Below are 17,204 nucleotides of genomic sequence, written 5' to 3' on the forward strand. Positions count from 1 at the left end.
TTACCACCGGCTTACCACCGGCTTACCACCGGCTTACCACCGGCTTACCACCGGCTTACCACCGGCTTACCACCGGCATGCCGGTGGTAAGCCGGTACGACAATAAGCTGCACCGGCGACCTAAATCTAGCTATACAGACGGCTCAGTATCTATGGTTGATTCCAAAGTGGACTCAATGGTATCCGGTATGTTCTCTAAAAGATCATACCCTGTTAGATTTTCAATGGCATCAACAGTAGTTTTAAATTGCATCCAATCGGTATCTATGTTTTGATCATTGGGAACAAGCACTGCAATTACTCTGGTAGATGTTGTTACGCGTTGAATGTCATTGGTCCCATTTGGCAAAATCAATGCAACTTTCCAAAAAGCGTCCGGTACATTTATTTCTCCATTAGATATGGTGTTGGCCGATCCATTACTACCTGTACCACCAGTACCTACAACTCCGGAAATAATATGTACTTCATTCCCATCTAAAGTTAAGGAACGCAAATAGCTTTCAAGATTGGCCCATGACCTACGGTTATTGTCCGGAGCCTGTGGCGCAATATTGGTCATGTAATAGGTATTCTCGTTTGAATCTTCGCTACCATTACGATCTGCGGATGGGCACAAATGCCCTCTGTCAAAACCAGAATTAGTATAGTCGCTGGTAGTTGCCCTAAAGAATGTACTGGGTAATGTTGTATCAGACTTAAAACAGTTACACCTAGAAGTAGTACCTGTCCATGCCGTACTTAAATGCCAGCTCACCCAATTGGCGGTTCCATTGCTATTATTATATGATAAGCTAAAATCCGGTTTAGATAGAAAATAATTATCAGCTGAAGAAGCTGCATCGGATGGATTACCAAAAGTAAGGTTGCTATCCATAGACGGGTTGTTGCCACCTCCTGATGTATTTACTTCAACTTCAATATTGTCTATATTAATTCTGTTAGACCCTCCAGAAATCTTAAATATGCCATAGCGAACGCTTTGCGTATCATTAACCTCAAACGTAACCGTATTTAAAGTGGTTGAATTGGTGGTGATGGTATCTCCTATATAGTACCAAGTAGCACCATCATCGTAAGAAGCTACCAATCTCCAATTGGATGCTCCGTTACTTCCATATGCTGCATGACGCACAAGAACACTAGTGGCACCGTTTTCCATATTAAAGCTCATAGTCAATTTACCAGTATTCCTAATCCTAACGGACTTTGAACCAAACTTTCGGTCATTGGCCAAAGAGCCCAATAGGGCATCTTCCAAATACCAATCTCCAGATGGGGATAAACTTACACTTCCGGCAGCATAGCTTCCTTTTGCACCAGATTCAAAGGTTTCCGTAAAGCCAACGGTTTTAGCCGTTAGGCTATATGCTTTATGCTTATGCGGTCCTTGATTATCATAATAATAGGTGGGAACACTTAGTTCGCCGTTGATGGTTATTCCTTCTATAGGAATTTCCTCTATTGGTATTTCCTCATATACGGAGCTATCCGTATAATATTCATCGGTAGAACATCCTATCAAGAAAAAGGATAATAGAGCAAAAAAAGAAAGGTAATTTGGGGTAAAGTACTTCATAAGGCTATTACTTTTAGTTTTACAATGTGATATCTTGTAAAGATAATGTAATACTTTACTTACTTATTGTGTAATATATAGAATGCTTCAAAATAATTTGATGATGAAAAAACAATCTAATAAATGATGTGAAGAAAGTTGAACACGTAATTACTCTATAAATGAATCCTCATCGTCATTATGCAATGGAACATGCTTTTGTATAATGTATGGTGTTATCGCCTTTAAGGTTTTTTCACTTATGGGGTGTAACCCAGGTGCTGTAAAAAATTCATATTGCTTTTCGTCGTTTCTAAAGTACCAAACTAGAGGCTGGCCTTTTTCATTGAAAAAATTATAGGCCAAATGTACCTTAACTCTTTTCAAGTTTTTAAATCTATTTTCTTCATAGGGAATAACTTTAGTGCCATATTTAGAGTATGGCCCAACATCACATGCGATTTTAAGATAAGTTGAATCCGCCCAGGTCATACATTCCTTATATATAGCAGCATTAGACTCATTTATACTCCTCTGAGAGATTAAAAAAGATATAGCAACACCAATACTCAAACAGATTAACAAGACCGCAACCCATATTTTCTTTGAACTTTTTTTAGTTGGGTTGATTACTTCTTGCTCAGGAATTCTCCTATTGCTACTCCCGTGTGATTTTATAAACTCCGCATAATTCGCATATCCTAAATATTGACATAAGGGTTCTATGAGTTTTGGTTTTAAATCATCTTGGGGTCCCGTATCTCCTTTTTCTATTTTATTAAAATAGTCCCTTAACGTACGTTCGCTAATGGTATAATTATAATCTTCTTGCAGGACATCCGAGAGATGCCTGGCCAAATGCGTTTTTCTATTGGATCCTATTTCTTTCTCCGCCTGCTTAAAGGCTATCTGTAAAATTTCTAGTGACATAAGGTTGGTTGGTTTGGTGTCTTAAAACTACTAATAATGGAAATTTCATGGAACTTATTTTCCGGAATTTCTTTTCCACGGTCTCTCCATAAATTAAAATTCCTTCTCAGTTACTTTGTCCTCGAAATGATTTCTGCTATGCCTTGCTATCATAGCGTTTCTAGAAAAATCATTTCATAAGAAAATCCCAGAATACAGTCGGCAAAAGACCGATTGAGAAGTAGGTTTCTAGCTGCTGTATTTGGGTTTTCCACTTCTCAAAACCGGGAGACGTCCCTTCATTTTTTCATGCGATACAATCATCGCAAAAAATCACTGAGTATTAACTCGGACGGCCACCGGCATGTCCTGAAATTCCAATAAAATGAAGCGATTAATTTTAGCAATAGCAGTCATAGTTTTTAATACTTTTCTATTCTCGTGTGAAGACCAAACCACTTCGGAAACAGATAATCTATATCATACCCAAGCTACCGAAGGAGATGATGGAAATCCACCGACAAAACCACCACGTGGTTAAATAGTCTTTAATACATTGGGGCCGTACTCATGGAGTGCGGCCTCTTTTATTCAATTTCAAATTTTAATAAAACAGGTAGATGATCTGAAAGTTGACGCGCAATTAATACGTTCTCACAAAACTTTACAAAATCTATAACCCGTCCATCCACTTTTGATATCTGTTTGGAGTAAAATATATTATCTATGGCATGATTCAAATAGCCTTTACCTTTACACTCTTTTTTTAGAGTTGTTTTTGCATTTTTCACGGTTGACTTATAACCCGCTTCCTTTAGCGGAATAAAAACAGTTTCCCTTTCATTTACATTGAAATCTCCAGCCAAAATAACGGGCCCCACTGGTTTTGTTTCTAAAAGGTAGTTGGTAATTGCCGTAATCTCTGCTTCCGGATTCTTATTGTGAGGTCTTGAATGAAAATTAATGACTGAAAGCTTTTGTCCATCAATATAAAAATCAATAAAAAATGGTTCACGGTCAACCAATGAGTCCAATTCAGAAATCAACGCTCCCCTATTCTTAATTTTAATATGCTTTGTTTTCCATATATAGGCGTACCGCTCCGTTACATATTTAGAACTTTTGGTGGGGTTGCTAATCACATAATCCCATTTGGCTCCTTTTCTATTCAGATTATCCGCAAGTTTTGCAACAGCTTGTGGGCCACCGTAACCAGAAACCACTTCTTGGATGGCCACAATATCCGCATCACGAAGAATATCTGCCATTCTATCTAGCTCTTCGCTGTTCTTGGTTTTGCCAAAATCTTGAATGTTCCAAGAGATTAGACTGATTTGTTCTTGGGAGAATAGGCTAATACTTAAAAGAAAAAATAGATATAAAAGGGATGATTTGAACATAAGGTCTGGTATTTAGGAACGAAATTAACACAAATAGATTTTGCTCATTACAGGATCCTGTAAAACAGAAACAAAACCATTAAATACTTTTACCTCTAACAATAACACCCTCGTTCAATAGACCTTAAACAATGAGCTATAAAGAAGCTGTATTAAGAAACCGACAGTTGATTTACAATCTAATTTGTAATTGTTTGAAAATCCTTTCAAGGTTTTTGCACCTACTTTTCAGTAGCAAAAAATTATGTTGCAAAAGTTTTCAGCCAGATTTGAATTACTGTATAGATGGAACAATAAATCAATTACGTTGGGATGTGCAAAATGCAATCTACATAACCATAAGTAATTCTTCTCAAGTTTTCTTTAAATCAGGACAACTACTATTCCAAGTAAAACAAGAACAATCCGAAATACAGCTTACCGCCTATGGGGTTGGAAAAAAAGAGAAGTTACTTACTAAAATAAAAGTAGCAAATCTTCAAAAAGACGATTTCTCCAACATTAAGATACAGAAGAAAGATGTTGAGTTAGAGAGTAAAAAAATCGAGAAGAGACTAAAAAAACACCCCAGCCCAATATATACTCTCAATAGAAAACCAATTAGTCCATTTAACCAAGTGGACATACAACTAGAAAACTCAATTTACTTAAATAATACATCCTCCAAAATAAGCCAGATATCCACATTTAAAGATCTTGAAAAACTAAAGGCATTATTAGAAAAAGACTCTTACTAAATCAACCTAAAAAAACCAATTATGAAAAGAGAATATTACACAAGTCCCAAACCAGGTTTAATAATGCGACTATTATGGAAAGCCGCAGGTTCTGACGGATATATTTTAAGAAGAAGTACCTACTCTGATCAAGTCAAATACGCTTGTTTAGGTGGTATTGTTGTTGCCACCGGTTTTATGGCCGCTGTTGCAGGTGGCTACGCCATATATACCATTTTTGAGCCTAAAGGCTCGGCTCTTGATGGTGTAATTCACACTCAAACGGCAGTCATGGCTAGTATATTTGGAGTAATCTGGGGGCTAATTATTTTTAACATAGATAGGTTTATTGTGGCTGCCACGGGTAAAGGAGATGGAACTGAAGCAATTACCAAAGCTGAGTTTATAAACTCTGTTCCAAGGATTATTATGGGGCTTGTCATCGCCATAACCATTTCAAAACCAATGGAAATTAGAATGTTTAAATCGGAAATAGATGCCGAGTTGCATCAAGAGCAACTAAAAAAACGTAAGGAATATGAAATTGCCACTAAAGCTAATTATGTTTCGAGATTCGAAGTTATCGATAAAGATTTACAAAAAATTGAAAATGAGCGGAATAAGGTTTTAAATAGAGTTACTGAAATTGAAAAACAATATACAGAGGAGGTTAGAATTGTTAGACCTGGACCAAAAGCAGCTGCACTTAAAAGTCTCATGAATTCTTTGGGCGAAAAATTAAACTCTTTTGATGAAGATAACAAAGCAGAGCTTGAACGATTAAATAATGAAAAGATAAAACTAACTAAAGAATTAGACGAAGAGCTTGCTAAAAATGAGGAGGTTGCGAATGGCTTAGACGGACTATTGGAGCGCATAAAACTGGCCCATGAAATAGCAGGTATATGGATTACCCTTTTCATAACCTTACTATTTGTCGTAATTGAACTAACTCCTATTTTCTTTAAAATGATGTTGATTAAAAGTCCCTATGATTTTATGGGAGATAACATTCAAGAACTTTTGAAGGCAGAAGATGGGATTCAAATTAAATATGATTATTACAAAGACAAAGAAGGACAGGAACGAGATTTGATAATCAGCCATCAGGCACAGCGAAAAATTGATGAAAAAATTGCATTAATGAAAGCCCAAACAGAATTGAGTGATTATGTCATTGAACGCTGGAAAGAGAAAGAAAAAAAGAAAATTGATGAAAATATAGAAAACTATATATCTCAAATATAAATGTCACGCACAAGCAAATACAATATATTTTGGAAATTAGCTGGGGAAGATGAACAAATCTTAGCAAACTCCGAAACAAGTTTGCAAAGACGCTTTGCCTTAAGTGGTCTCATAATTGTCTTGTTATTCGCTACAGCTGTAGTTTCCTATCATCATACTTTTAATCAAATCTTCAATATCCCAAATTTATCTTGGGTTTGGAGTCTCCTATTTTCATTGATGATTTTTAATATCTACAAACTGAATTTGATAACGATATCTGCCAACCCTAATAAAAGAGCAATCGGATACCTGATTTCCTTAGTATTCCGAATAGGTATAATGATACTCTTGGGGCTAACGATAATAAAACCCATAGAAACCTTATTTTTAAAAAATACCCTTGCTATAGAATTGGCGCATGTAAAACATGAAGAAATAAAGCAAGCAACAGCCAAAACAGCTGCTCATTTTGATGCTGCAATTGCTTTAAACGATAGGGAATTAAATAGAATTAATCAGCAATTAATTGATGGTAGAATACAAATCAGTCCAGATAAAATTGAGCAATTAAAATCAAAAAAACTAAAATTAATAAGCGATAAAAAAGCACTCATTGAAGATACCGAAAAGCGAATTGATGCATCGCCACATTACGTGAGGGGGTTAATACACTTAAATTATAAACATCCTTGGATTTGGTTCATTTCTGCAAGTTTTCTCTTTCTGTTTCTACTCCCTTTATTTCTAAAATATTTCATATCCAGATCCACTTCTTATGACCAAATAAGGTCAGAATTAAACCGTAATATCATTTTGGATGAATATGAGAACCTAAAGCAATTGTATCCATTATTATTAAAAAAAAATATAGGGCGAATAATAGAATTGGAAGAACACTATGAAGATCCCCCATTTAACCTGATTCCAAAAAAAATTACGCGTAAAACCGGAACCGAATACGATTTTTTAGAATATCTAAATGGGCTATAAAAAAATAACATTTTCTAGTGCTATAGAAAAAAGGACCTATGTTCAGGGAGAATTTATGGGCAAATATTACGGCACTGTAAATGATAAGCTACTCCTTTCCAAAACTGAACTCTATGACATTCATATCTACCAAGGGGAAATCAGTAATCTAAAAAATGATAAGGAACACCCAGATATAGTTAATGAAACCATCTTTAATGCGATTAAATCAGAAACACAATTAACTCAGAAAAGCTTTGAAAACATCCTAGTTAACCTGAATACTTCCATTGAAGATTATGATAGTATTAGAATAGCTATAAAAGAACCCAAATTAGAAGCTGTTCAAATATATGATGTTGTAAAAGATGGCAATAGTACATTTGGTACGCTTACATGTTTGGTTACGGGCTATCTTCTAGAAATTCAAACTAAAGACGACATTATGGAAATAGAAACTTGCTCAAATTGCGAGCAGGTTTATGAAGAATGTACATGTAACAACATTTCCGTACCTAAAACCGAAATTAACGAGAGAGACATTAATGAAAAGGGTATTATAACCACTTTTGGGAGCAATTTTACCGATACTTTTAGTGCTAGAAACAGAGGCTTGCTTAAAGATGATATTGTTACCACAACGCCCGGTTGTCTCGGAATATTAGGATTAATACTTGGTCTCTTTTTCTTGTTTTCATTAGGGTTGCCCGGAATATTAATTGGACTCTTTCTAACCTTTCTTTATATCAGCGGTACGTTTAGGGGCATTCTTCCGAGCATACCTCTTCATTGGAAACAACTTTTTTATGTTTTTGGGGGAATACTACTAATTGGCCTCTTTCTAAATTTTATAAATCGGCCTGGTGCATATAATCCCTGGCGAGAATCTAAATATAAAACTACAGAAACTATAAGCGAAGACCAACCTACAAAACCATATCAAAAAATCAACCCTAATAACAATTTAGGAAGTCAAAATAACAACCAAAGCACCGCCAATTACAAAACTGATAATCTTAATTCTGACAGTCTTAATTATTCTGATACTAGTGAAGGTAACATAATACAAGGGAAAACTGAAGATTATCCTTTGAAACAAATTATTACCCTATACAAAGACACACTTGAGAGTTTTAACGCTCAATACATTCAGGCAGACAGTTTATCCTCGCTCACCACTAATAGATCTACTAACTTAAGACCTGATTCCACGTTGACAAACTATAAACTTAAACCTAATAAACAGGATTATCCTTTCAAAACCAATCAACGAAATACATTAGGACAAAAGAATGAGCAGCCATTAATACATAATTTAAAACAAGAAGAAAATCCTAAAAATGTAACGGCGAATCGCAATGAAACCTTAGTAGTATTGGATACAACTACTCAAAGTAAATTGCAAGAAACTAGGGAAAGGGCCATGAGAGTACCTCAAATAATGTCCAGTATTATATTTCACGAAGGTGATATATATGTTTGTAAAGAAGATAAGAGTAAACGCTATCATTTATCCCAAAATTGTAAAGCACTCGAAAACTGTACTAGTAATATTTACCAAATAAATATACCAACAGCAGAAAGAGAGGGCCGGAGCTTATGTGAGCTGGAGAAATAAAACAAATAGCAGTAATGAAAAAGACCATCAAAATAATTCTATCCATACTATTCTTTCTGTGCCTACTAAACATGCCCTACGGTTACTATCAATTAGTACGTTTTCTGGCTTTAGTAGGTTTTGGATTTTTAGCTTTCAAGGCTAATGAAGAAGATAAACGCCAACAGGTATTTATTTATATAGCCCTTGCCCTACTCTTTCAGCCTTTTTACAAAATCGCTTTAGGTAGGGAAATTTGGAATGTAGTTGATGTGGTGGTAGGTATAGGATTAATAGCATCAATGTTTATTACAGAACGAGATAATTTTAAAATAAGAACTAAAGATTAGATGATACGTTGTTTGGTGTCCCAACAACAGGTTGCTAAAATATGCCGGTGCCATACCCTTTGCAACGAAAATTGACAAAGACATATAATAGACCAAACATTATTGTAAGAAAATTAGCAAATGTCTAAATTGCCTATTACAAACAAATGAGATCTTACCAATCTTTTAACGTTTAAACTAAAACCAAAATGCCAGATTGTATAGAATGTGGTGCCTACACCAAATTTAATAATGGTCTATGCACCGAATGTTATCAAACCAAAAATGGAAATCCATGGGTTTCTGGAGTTATTAAAGGAAGAATTGCTGAAACAATTATTGAACAACTTTTTATTTCTTTAGAATTTCAAGTTTTTAAATATGGAATGGAAAACTCCATTCCCGGTATAACAGACTTACTCAAAGGTGTACGCGGTGATGTTGTTAAAAACATACGTCAAATGCCCGATTTTGTAGTTTTCAAAAATAAACAAGCCCATTTTATTGAGGTAAAATACCGTAAGAGCGGTAAATTATCTATAACTGATATTGAAAAATATGGCACATATCCTTTTAAAAATGCCTTGTTTGTATTAGTTACGCCTAAACACATTAAGTGTATATCTTATGCTGAATTAAAAGCGAATAAGGAAATAACAGAAAAATGTAGGAACTGGTTAGGTGATCGAAAAGAGTTTGAAACGGACAAAGACCTAATCAAAGAATATTGTAAGTATGCCACCAAGTTTTTTGAAAATGTAGATTGATTGTTCACTAACAATTATCGTAGACATTAAAAAAAACGTAATCTAATACAGTTGAATCAATTGATAATCCATTTTAAAGCAATTAATAAACTTATATTAGCCATGGTTCTTCTTCTAGTACTAAAATCTGGAAATTGTAGAAATTCTCACTTTACTTTTAAGCTGAAATGACAACCAATAACCCAAACCAAAACCCAGAACAAATAGCTCGCGATAAAATTGACGATATGCTTCGTCTTGCCAATTGGGTTGTACAATCTAAGAGTAAGGTTGATTTGTCTGCAAATAAAGGAGTAGCGGTACGTGAGTACCAAACTGATGTTGGACCTGCCGATTATGTGCTGTTTGTAGACCGAAAACCAGTCGGAATTATAGAAGCGAAACGTGAAGACGAAGGTCATAGGCTTACCGTTGTTGAGGAGCAATCAGCCAACTACGCAAATGCTAAACTTAAATATTTAAATAACGACCCTTTGCCTTTCGTTTATGAAAGCACAGGTACTATAACACGTTTTACAGATTATAGAGACCCAAAACCTAGAGGAAGAAATGTTTTTAGTTTTCATAAACCTGAAACCATTGCGGATTGGTTAAAAAAAGGGCAATCGCTACGAAAAAGATTATTATCAATGCCTGCACTTGATGAAACAGGATTGCGTCCTGCTCAAATAGTTGCAGTTAATAATTTGGAGCATTCTTTTAAAAAAAACAGACCAAAAGCCTTAATTCAAATGGCAACTGGTGCTGGAAAAACATTCACGGCAGCAACATTTGTGTATCGTTTGCTAAAACACGCAAATGCAAAACGTATTTTGTTTTTGGTGGACACCAAAAACTTGGGCGAACAAGCGGAACAGGAATTTATGACCTTTCAGCCTAATGACGATAACCGAAAATTCACAGAGTTGTACAATGTGCAGCGTTTATCTTCAAGTTATATTGCTTCAGATAGTCAAGTGTGTATATCTACTATACAACGTTTGTATTCTATTCTAAAGGGCGAAGAATTAGATGAAAGTGCTGAACTCGATAATCCAAACGAAAATTCTTGGTTACAGAACAAAATGGCTAAAAACAAAGCTGTTCCTGTGGAGTACACACCAAAAGTACCCATTGAACAATTTGATTTTATTGTTATTGACGAAGCGCACCGTTCCATTTATAATTTATGGAAACAAGTATTAGATTATTTTGATGCTTTTTTAATTGGCTTAACTGCAACACCTGATAAAAGAACCTTCGGTTTTTTTAATGAAAATGTAGTTAGCCAATATACTTATGAAGAATCGGTAACTGATGGTGTAAATGTTCCTTATGATGTTTACACGATTGAAACGGAGATTTCTCAAAAAGGAGAAACCATAAAAGCAGGTTGGTTTGTTGACAGACGAGATAAACTAACTCGTAAAAAACGTTGGCAACAAGAAGATGAAGACACCGAATATAAACGCAACGATTTAGATAAAAAAGTTGTAAATCCTAGCCAAATAAGAAACATCATTCGTGAATATAAAAAGGCATTAAAAACAGCTATTTATCCAAATCGTATTGACGAAAATGGAGATTATGAAGTTCCAAAAACATTAATCTTTGCAAAAACGGATAGTCACGCAGACGATATTATAAAAATAATTCGTGAAGAATTTGACGAAGGAAATGACTTTTGTAAAAAAGTGACTTACAAAATTGAAGAAGACCCTAAATCCGTATTGAATCGTTTTAGAAATTCTTATTATCCAAGAATTGCAGTTACCGTTGATATGATTGCCACGGGAACAGATGTAAAACCTTTGGAAGTTTTGTTGTTTATGAGAGATGTAAAAAGCATCAACTATTTCGAGCAGATGAAAGGTCGTGGAACACGAACTATCAATAGTGATTCTTTACAACTTGTTACCAAAACGGCTAACAGTAAAACCCATTTTGTCATTGTAGATGCTGTGGGTGCAACCAAATCTAAAAAAACAGACAGTAGACCTTTAGAACGCAAACCTTCAGTACCAATGAAAGATTTATTGGGAGCAGTAACAATGGGCGTTGCAGATGAAGATTTGTTTTTGTCTTTAGCAAACCGATTAATTCGTTTAGAAAAGCAAATTACAGAAAAAGAAAAAGACAGATTATTGGAGTTTTCTGGCGGCAAAAACTTAAAACAAATTACCAAAGAACTAATTACTGCTTTTGACCAAGATGAAATTGAAACCAAAGCACAGCAAGAACTAGACAAAATTCCTGTGCAAGACCAAACACCTGCTTTACTAGAAGAAGCTAAAAAGGAAGCACAAGAACAATTGATTTTAGAAGCTAGCAAAACCTTTAATGGAGAATTTAATGACTATCTGGACAACGTACGTAAACAACACGAACAAATTATTGATAGCGTAAACATAGATACGGTTACAAAAAGCGAATGGGAAACCACTTCTGTAGATCAAGCAACAGAAATTGTAAAAGACTTTACCGAATATTTAGAAGCCAACAAAGACGAAATTAAAGCCTTAAGCATCTTTTACAACCAACCTTATAACCGTAGAGAGATTACGTTTAAAATGATAAAAGACGTGATGGAGAAACTACAATTAGAAAAACCATTATTAGCACCTGAATCTATTTGGAATGCGTATGCAACTTTAGAAGACGTAAAAAGTAAACAACCTAAAGACGAATTAACCGCTTTGGTATCTTTATTAAGAAGAGCTTGTGGAATAGATAGCGAATTAAAAGCCTACGACAGCACCATTGAAGCCAACTTTAATAAATGGATATTTAAACAGCACACAGGGCAACACAACCGCTTTACACCAGAACAATTAGACTGGTTACGAATGATAAAAGACCATGTAGTGAGCAGTTATCATATAGAAATAGACGATTTAGATTACACACCTTTTGATGCTAAAGGCGGAAAAGGAAAAATGCACCAATTATTTGGCAACCAAATGAATGAAATTATTAATGAACTCAATGAAGTACTAGCAGCATAATGAAAGAAGATTGGATTGAATGTACTTTAGATAAACTAATTGACGATGACGGATTATTTAAAGATGGTGATTGGGTTGAGAAGAAAGACCAAGACCCAAATGGTCAAGTTAGATTAATACAACTCGCAGATATTGGAGATGGAAATTTTAGAGACAAGTCAGCTAAGTACTTGAATTTACAAAGGGCAAAAGAAATGAATTGTTCCTTTTTAAAACAAGGAGATATATTAATTGCAAGAATGCCTGAACCACTCGGTAGATGTACTTTTTTTCCTTTTGATGAAGATGAAAAATTTATAACCGCTGTTGATGTAGCGATTTTAAGACCAAAAAATGAATCTGTTTATAATAATTTTCTTTTACATCAGATAAATAGTCCAAGTATTAGAAATAATATAGATAAATTAAAAAGTGGCACTACTAGGAAACGTATATCAAGAAAAAACCTAAATAAAATAGATTTTAGGTTTCCTTCTCTTATCGAACAAAAAGCCGTTGTCAAAAAAATAGAAGAACTCTTTAGCAGTTTAGATAGCGGTATTGCCGACCTAAAAAAAGCACAAGACCAATTGGTCATTTATAGACAAGCGGTTTTAAAAAAGGCTTTTGAGGGAGAACTTACTAATAAAAAACAAAAAAACAAGAGTCTTCCTGATGGTTGGCGAACAGAAACCGTAAGAGAAGTATGTGAAAATATCAAAGTAGGTATAGTCATTAAACCAACCAATTTCTACTACAAGGGTAAAGATGGAATTAAGGCATTTCGCTCTGCGAATGTTCGCGAGTTTAAAGTGAATGATTCAAATTGGGTATACTTTTCAAAAGAAGGAAATGAAATTAATAAAAGAACGCAAGTTCATACAGGTGATGTTTTATTAGTTCGTTCTGGATACCCAGGAACATCTTGTGTTGTTACTGAAAAGTTTAATAATTCAAATGCTATTGATGTTTTGATTGCTACACCAAATCAAGAAAAGGTCTTGCCTAACTTTTTATGCACATTTAATAACTCGCCATTAGCAAAAGGATTATTTAATAAAGCATCACGAGGTGTAGCTCAAAAACATTTAAATGTTGGTGTATATGGCAAACTACTTATTTCGTATCCAAACATCGAAGAACAACTCAAAATTTTGAAAGAAATTGAAAGTCGTTTATCGGTTTGTGATACCGTAGAAAAAGATATTGCAGACAGTTTAGAAAAAGCCCAAGCCTTACGCCAAAGTATTCTTAAAAAAGCTTTTGAGGGAACATTGTTAAGAGAAGCAGAAATTGCTAAATGTAAAGCAGATAAGTATTATGAGCCTGCTAGAGTTTTGTTGGAGAGGATTAAAAAGGAGAAGAAGAAATAAAATAAGGAGTATATAAAATGGACATATCACCAGACAAGCAAAATATAGATAGAGTATTTTCAAACACCACTTACTATATAGATTTCTACCAAAGAGATTATAAATGGACAGAACCACCAGTTAAAAGATTGTTAGATGACATCTTTTATCAGTTTAACAATAACTATGAAGAATTCAAAAGTCTAGATGCCAATAAGGAAAATGTAATGTCTAAATATAATTGGTACTATCTCAATACATACGTTACCAATATTGTTGATGGTAAAGTATATGTTGTTGATGGTCAGCAACGACTTACCACTTTGACTATTATTTTAATTGTATTATTACACAAATCCAAAGAGTTTGGTTGTACAGAACCATTTACCAGATGGATTGAGAGCAAAGTTGCAGGTTATAGTGGTGGAGATTATTCTTTTTGGATGCGACACGAAAAAGCATTAAATGTATTTGAGGGTTTAACCAAAGGTGTTGAAGATTTAAAATCTATAGATACATCATCTGGAGTAACTTCTAAAAATATAGTTGATAATTATATAATTATTAATAACTACATAAAACAGCAGATAACCTCTAAACATTCTTTTGAAACCTTTACCTATTACTTTTTGTACAGATTAGTACTAATCAACTTAACAGTAGAGCAAACTGAAGTACCAATGGTTTTCGAAGTTATTAATGATAGAGGTGTAAAATTAAAGCCGTATGAAATTTTAAAAGGAAAGTTGCTAGGCCAAGTTGATAAAGATGAATTAAACCAATTAAAGATAAATGACATTTGGGAAAATCAAATCAAAAAAATTAATAGTTATCATGACGATGAAATAGATGATTTTTTTACTTTCTACTTAAAAGCAAAATTTTCCAAAACTAGAGCAGAAGCCAATAGGTTTGATAATGATTACCACAGAACACTATTTTCAGAATTCGTTAAAGAACATTTAGATTTAGATCATAATACAGCCAACGTTAAAAACTTCTTGTTAAATGATTTTAAATATTATACCAATTTATATGAGAAACTCTTGAAATATAGTTTTGAAAATGATGAGCACAGGGAAATATTTTATAATGCATTATTAGATAGAAACACCCAATACATGCTCATTATCTCTGCTTGTAAACTTAATGATTCGGATGAAAAGAGAAAGATAGATTCAATTGCTTACGAGTTAGATAGAATTTACAATCTCTTACTTCTTCAACAAGGATATGACTCAAATTTGTTCGCAACCAATGTCTATAAATTAAATGCAGAGATTAAAGATATGCCTGTAGAAAGTCACAGAGAAATTTTTGATAAATATTTATTAGAAATGCTATCAGCATCAAGAGGTTCAACGATTACCAACACACTCTCGTATTCTTATTTTAAAGATGCAGGTATTTCTTTAGATATAAGGTTTAAACGCTATTTCTTTGCTAGAATAGAACGTTTCATTGCAGATAATACAAATTTGGAATTAAAGCGAAATATGTATGATTTGATAAGAAATACTGGTTCGAAGAATGGTTTTCATATAGAGCATATTGTTTCAGATAATGATGAAAATTACGAACTATTTGATAACGATGATGAAGTTTTTCACAGGGAGAGAAATAGATTAGGAGGTTTATTACTTCTAAAGGGTAGAGATAATCAAAGTAGTAATAACGAAAAATATGAGCAAAAATTAAAATCTTACAGTAACACACTATATTGGAATGAGACATTACGAGAAGATACTTATAAATCTAAATTAGATTTTAAGGATATGATGAAAAAGCATAGTCTAGACTTTAGACATATGGATAAATTTGGTCCAGAAGAATTAGAAGAAAGACACAAACTATTGTACAAAATCACTAAAATTATTTGGAAATAAGTAAATGACGGACTCAAGTATAATATCAAAAATATGGAACCTTGCCAACGTACTTCGTGACGATGGTGTAGGTTATGGAGATTATTTAGAACAAATTACCTATTTGCTATTCTTAAAAATGGCAGATGAACTAAACAAACCACCTTATAATAAAGGGTTGGTTTTCCCAAAGCTAAAAGATGTAGAAGGCAATGAAGTTGCAGATGCAGAAGTCGCCAATTGGGAAACCTTATCTAGCAAACGGGGTGCAGAATTAGAATCGTTTTACAGTCAATTATTGCGCACACTTTCCACAGAAAAAGGAACGCTTGGACAAATTTTTACAAAGAGTCAGAATAAAATTCAAGACCCTGCAAAATTGCTCAAAGTCATCAATCTTATTGACATAGAAGATTGGTCACTAATGGGAGCAGATATAAAAGGTAAAATCTATGAAGGTCTTTTAGAGAAAAACGCAGAAGACACCAAAAGTGGTGCAGGGCAATATTTTACCCCTAGAGCTTTAATTAAAACAATGGTAGCTTGTGTAAAGCCAAAACCAATGAAAACCATTGTAGACCCAGCGTGTGGTACCGGTGGTTTCTTTTTAGCAGCTTACGATTGGATTGTAGATAACAACAAACTAGACCGAGAAGAAAAAGAATTTTTGAAGAACAAAACTTTCTTTGGAAACGAAATTGTTGCCAATACACGTAGGATGTGCTTAATGAATATGTATTTGCACAACATTGGAGAAATAGATGGAGAATCGTTTATAAACCCAAATGATGCTTTGATAGCAGATGATGGCGAACGTTATGATTATGTGTTGGCAAATCCGCCTTTTGGTAAAAAAAGCAGTATGACGTTTACCAACGAACAAGGTGAAATTGTAAAAGAAGATTTAAGCTACAATCGTCAAGATTTTTGGGAAACAACTTCTAACAAACAATTAAACTTCTTGCAACATATAAAAACACAGCTTAAGATAAATGGAGAGGCAGCTGTTGTCCTTCCAGACAATGTTTTATTTGAAGGTGGCGCAGGTGAAGAGGTTAGAAAACAACTTTTAAAAACCACTGAACTACATACAATTCTAAGATTACCAACAGGAATTTTTTATGCTCAAGGAGTAAAAGCGAATGTGCTGTTTTTTAACAACAAACCTGCAAGTAAAGAAGCTTGGACAAAGGAAATTTGGTTTTATGATTATAGAACCAATGTGCATCATACACCAAAGAAAAGCCCAATGCGACAAGAACATTTGTCTAAATTTATAGAACTCTATAATGGGAGTAATATTAGCAAACGAAAAGAAACTTGGAACGAGGAAAATGAAGATGGTAGATGGCGTAAATACACGTATGATGAAATCATTGCACGAGACAAAACCAGTTTGGATATTTTTTGGTTAAAAGACAAAAGCCTAACAGATTTAGATAATCTGCCAGACCCAGATATTTTGGCTTCTGAAATTATAGAGAATATAGAATCTGGTTTAAACAGTTTTAAAGAAATAATGGAAACAATAAATGGAGAAATGGAATAG

At 34.0% G+C, this 17,204-nt stretch carries 14 protein-coding genes; 11 read left to right on the top strand and 3 right to left on the bottom strand.

Translation table 11 applies throughout. The features are described 5' to 3' along the window. Nucleotides 1-130: 130 nt before the first annotated feature. Nucleotides 131-1,579, bottom strand: a complete 1,449-nt coding sequence (locus H9565_RS19140) for a DNA/RNA non-specific endonuclease (protein ID WP_215441984.1) — start codon at nucleotides 1,577-1,579, stop codon at nucleotides 131-133. A gap of 150 nt (nucleotides 1,580-1,729) precedes the next feature. Continuing rightward, entirely contained in the window at nucleotides 1,730-2,488 is a 759-nt protein-coding gene (locus H9565_RS19145) for a hypothetical protein (RefSeq protein ID WP_215441985.1), read from the bottom strand. Between the two features lie 364 nt (nucleotides 2,489-2,852). On the opposite strand from H9565_RS19145, the gene H9565_RS19150 reads away from it, so the two are divergent. Next, nucleotides 2,853-3,008 (top strand): hypothetical protein, encoded by a 156-nt coding sequence (locus H9565_RS19150; protein ID WP_215441986.1) that lies wholly within the window; start codon nucleotides 2,853-2,855, stop codon nucleotides 3,006-3,008. 46 nt (nucleotides 3,009-3,054) lie between these two features. Here the strand turns inward: H9565_RS19150 and H9565_RS19155 are convergent, their stop codons facing one another. Further along, nucleotides 3,055-3,867 carry an endonuclease/exonuclease/phosphatase family protein gene (locus tag H9565_RS19155; RefSeq protein ID WP_215441987.1) on the bottom strand — a complete coding sequence of 271 codons (813 nt, stop codon included), beginning with the start codon at nucleotides 3,865-3,867 and terminating at the stop codon, nucleotides 3,055-3,057. Between the two features lie 131 nt (nucleotides 3,868-3,998). Between H9565_RS19155 and H9565_RS19160 the strand changes: the two genes are divergently transcribed. The 10 genes from H9565_RS19160 (at nucleotide 3,999) to H9565_RS19205 (ending at nucleotide 17,204) form a co-directional block, all read left to right on the top strand. Next, complete coding sequence (locus tag H9565_RS19160; protein ID WP_215441988.1) at nucleotides 3,999-4,604, top strand: hypothetical protein; 606 nt, start codon at nucleotides 3,999-4,001, stop codon at nucleotides 4,602-4,604. A 21-nt stretch (nucleotides 4,605-4,625) separates the two neighbouring features. After that, complete coding sequence (locus H9565_RS19165; RefSeq protein WP_246560821.1) at nucleotides 4,626-5,831, top strand: DUF4407 domain-containing protein; 1,206 nt, start codon at nucleotides 4,626-4,628, stop codon at nucleotides 5,829-5,831. Then, a complete protein-coding gene (locus H9565_RS19170; protein ID WP_215441989.1) occupies nucleotides 5,832-6,803 on the top strand; it encodes a DUF4407 domain-containing protein in 972 nt (323 codons plus the stop codon). Further along, a complete protein-coding gene (locus H9565_RS19175) occupies nucleotides 6,793-8,400 on the top strand; it encodes a hypothetical protein (RefSeq protein WP_215441990.1) in 1,608 nt (535 codons plus the stop codon). The genes H9565_RS19170 and H9565_RS19175 overlap by 11 nt, the downstream gene beginning before the upstream one ends. Nucleotides 8,401-8,414: 14 nt before the next feature. Next, nucleotides 8,415-8,729: a DUF6804 family protein gene (locus H9565_RS19180; protein WP_215441991.1), complete on the top strand. Its 315-nt coding sequence runs from the start codon at nucleotides 8,415-8,417 to the stop codon at nucleotides 8,727-8,729. A gap of 188 nt (nucleotides 8,730-8,917) precedes the next feature. After that, nucleotides 8,918-9,475, top strand: coding sequence for a hypothetical protein (locus H9565_RS19185; RefSeq protein WP_215441992.1), 558 nt, complete (start codon nucleotides 8,918-8,920; stop codon nucleotides 9,473-9,475). A 167-nt stretch (nucleotides 9,476-9,642) separates the two neighbouring features. After that, nucleotides 9,643-12,459 (top strand): type I restriction endonuclease subunit R, encoded by a 2,817-nt coding sequence (locus tag H9565_RS19190; protein WP_215441993.1) that lies wholly within the window; start codon nucleotides 9,643-9,645, stop codon nucleotides 12,457-12,459. Continuing rightward, nucleotides 12,459-13,811 carry a restriction endonuclease subunit S gene (locus tag H9565_RS19195; protein ID WP_215441994.1) on the top strand — a complete coding sequence of 451 codons (1,353 nt, stop codon included), beginning with the start codon at nucleotides 12,459-12,461 and terminating at the stop codon, nucleotides 13,809-13,811. Before H9565_RS19190 ends, H9565_RS19195 begins: the two co-directional genes overlap by 1 nt. A gap of 17 nt (nucleotides 13,812-13,828) precedes the next feature. Then, on the top strand, nucleotides 13,829-15,676 hold the full coding sequence (locus tag H9565_RS19200) for a DUF262 domain-containing protein (RefSeq protein ID WP_215441995.1): 1,848 nt from the start codon (nucleotides 13,829-13,831) through the stop codon (nucleotides 15,674-15,676). 4 nt (nucleotides 15,677-15,680) lie between these two features. Beyond that, entirely contained in the window at nucleotides 15,681-17,204 is a 1,524-nt protein-coding gene (locus tag H9565_RS19205; RefSeq protein ID WP_215441996.1) for a class I SAM-dependent DNA methyltransferase, read from the top strand.

The sequence above is a fragment of the Zobellia russellii genome (genome assembly GCF_018728565.1).
GTDB classification, from domain to species: Bacteria; Bacteroidota; Bacteroidia; order Flavobacteriales; family Flavobacteriaceae; genus Zobellia; species Zobellia russellii.

Excerpts from the sequence above, each read along its gene's own strand:
- H9565_RS19140 (WP_215441984.1), bottom strand. The coding sequence starts at position 1,579 with ATGAAGTACTTTACCCCAAATTACCTTTCTTTTTTTGCTCTATTATCC.
- H9565_RS19145 (WP_215441985.1), bottom strand. The coding sequence starts at position 2,488 with ATGTCACTAGAAATTTTACAGATAGCCTTTAAGCAGGCGGAGAAAGAA.
- H9565_RS19150 (WP_215441986.1), top strand. The coding sequence starts at position 2,853 with ATGAAGCGATTAATTTTAGCAATAGCAGTCATAGTTTTTAATACTTTT.
- H9565_RS19155 (WP_215441987.1), bottom strand. The coding sequence starts at position 3,867 with ATGTTCAAATCATCCCTTTTATATCTATTTTTTCTTTTAAGTATTAGC.
- H9565_RS19160 (WP_215441988.1), top strand. The coding sequence starts at position 3,999 with ATGAGCTATAAAGAAGCTGTATTAAGAAACCGACAGTTGATTTACAAT.
- H9565_RS19165 (WP_246560821.1), top strand. The coding sequence starts at position 4,626 with ATGAAAAGAGAATATTACACAAGTCCCAAACCAGGTTTAATAATGCGA.
- H9565_RS19170 (WP_215441989.1), top strand. The coding sequence starts at position 5,832 with ATGTCACGCACAAGCAAATACAATATATTTTGGAAATTAGCTGGGGAA.
- H9565_RS19175 (WP_215441990.1), top strand. The coding sequence starts at position 6,793 with ATGGGCTATAAAAAAATAACATTTTCTAGTGCTATAGAAAAAAGGACC.
- H9565_RS19180 (WP_215441991.1), top strand. The coding sequence starts at position 8,415 with ATGAAAAAGACCATCAAAATAATTCTATCCATACTATTCTTTCTGTGC.
- H9565_RS19185 (WP_215441992.1), top strand. The coding sequence starts at position 8,918 with ATGCCAGATTGTATAGAATGTGGTGCCTACACCAAATTTAATAATGGT.
- H9565_RS19190 (WP_215441993.1), top strand. The coding sequence starts at position 9,643 with ATGACAACCAATAACCCAAACCAAAACCCAGAACAAATAGCTCGCGAT.
- H9565_RS19195 (WP_215441994.1), top strand. The coding sequence starts at position 12,459 with ATGAAAGAAGATTGGATTGAATGTACTTTAGATAAACTAATTGACGAT.
- H9565_RS19200 (WP_215441995.1), top strand. The coding sequence starts at position 13,829 with ATGGACATATCACCAGACAAGCAAAATATAGATAGAGTATTTTCAAAC.
- H9565_RS19205 (WP_215441996.1), top strand. The coding sequence starts at position 15,681 with ATGACGGACTCAAGTATAATATCAAAAATATGGAACCTTGCCAACGTA.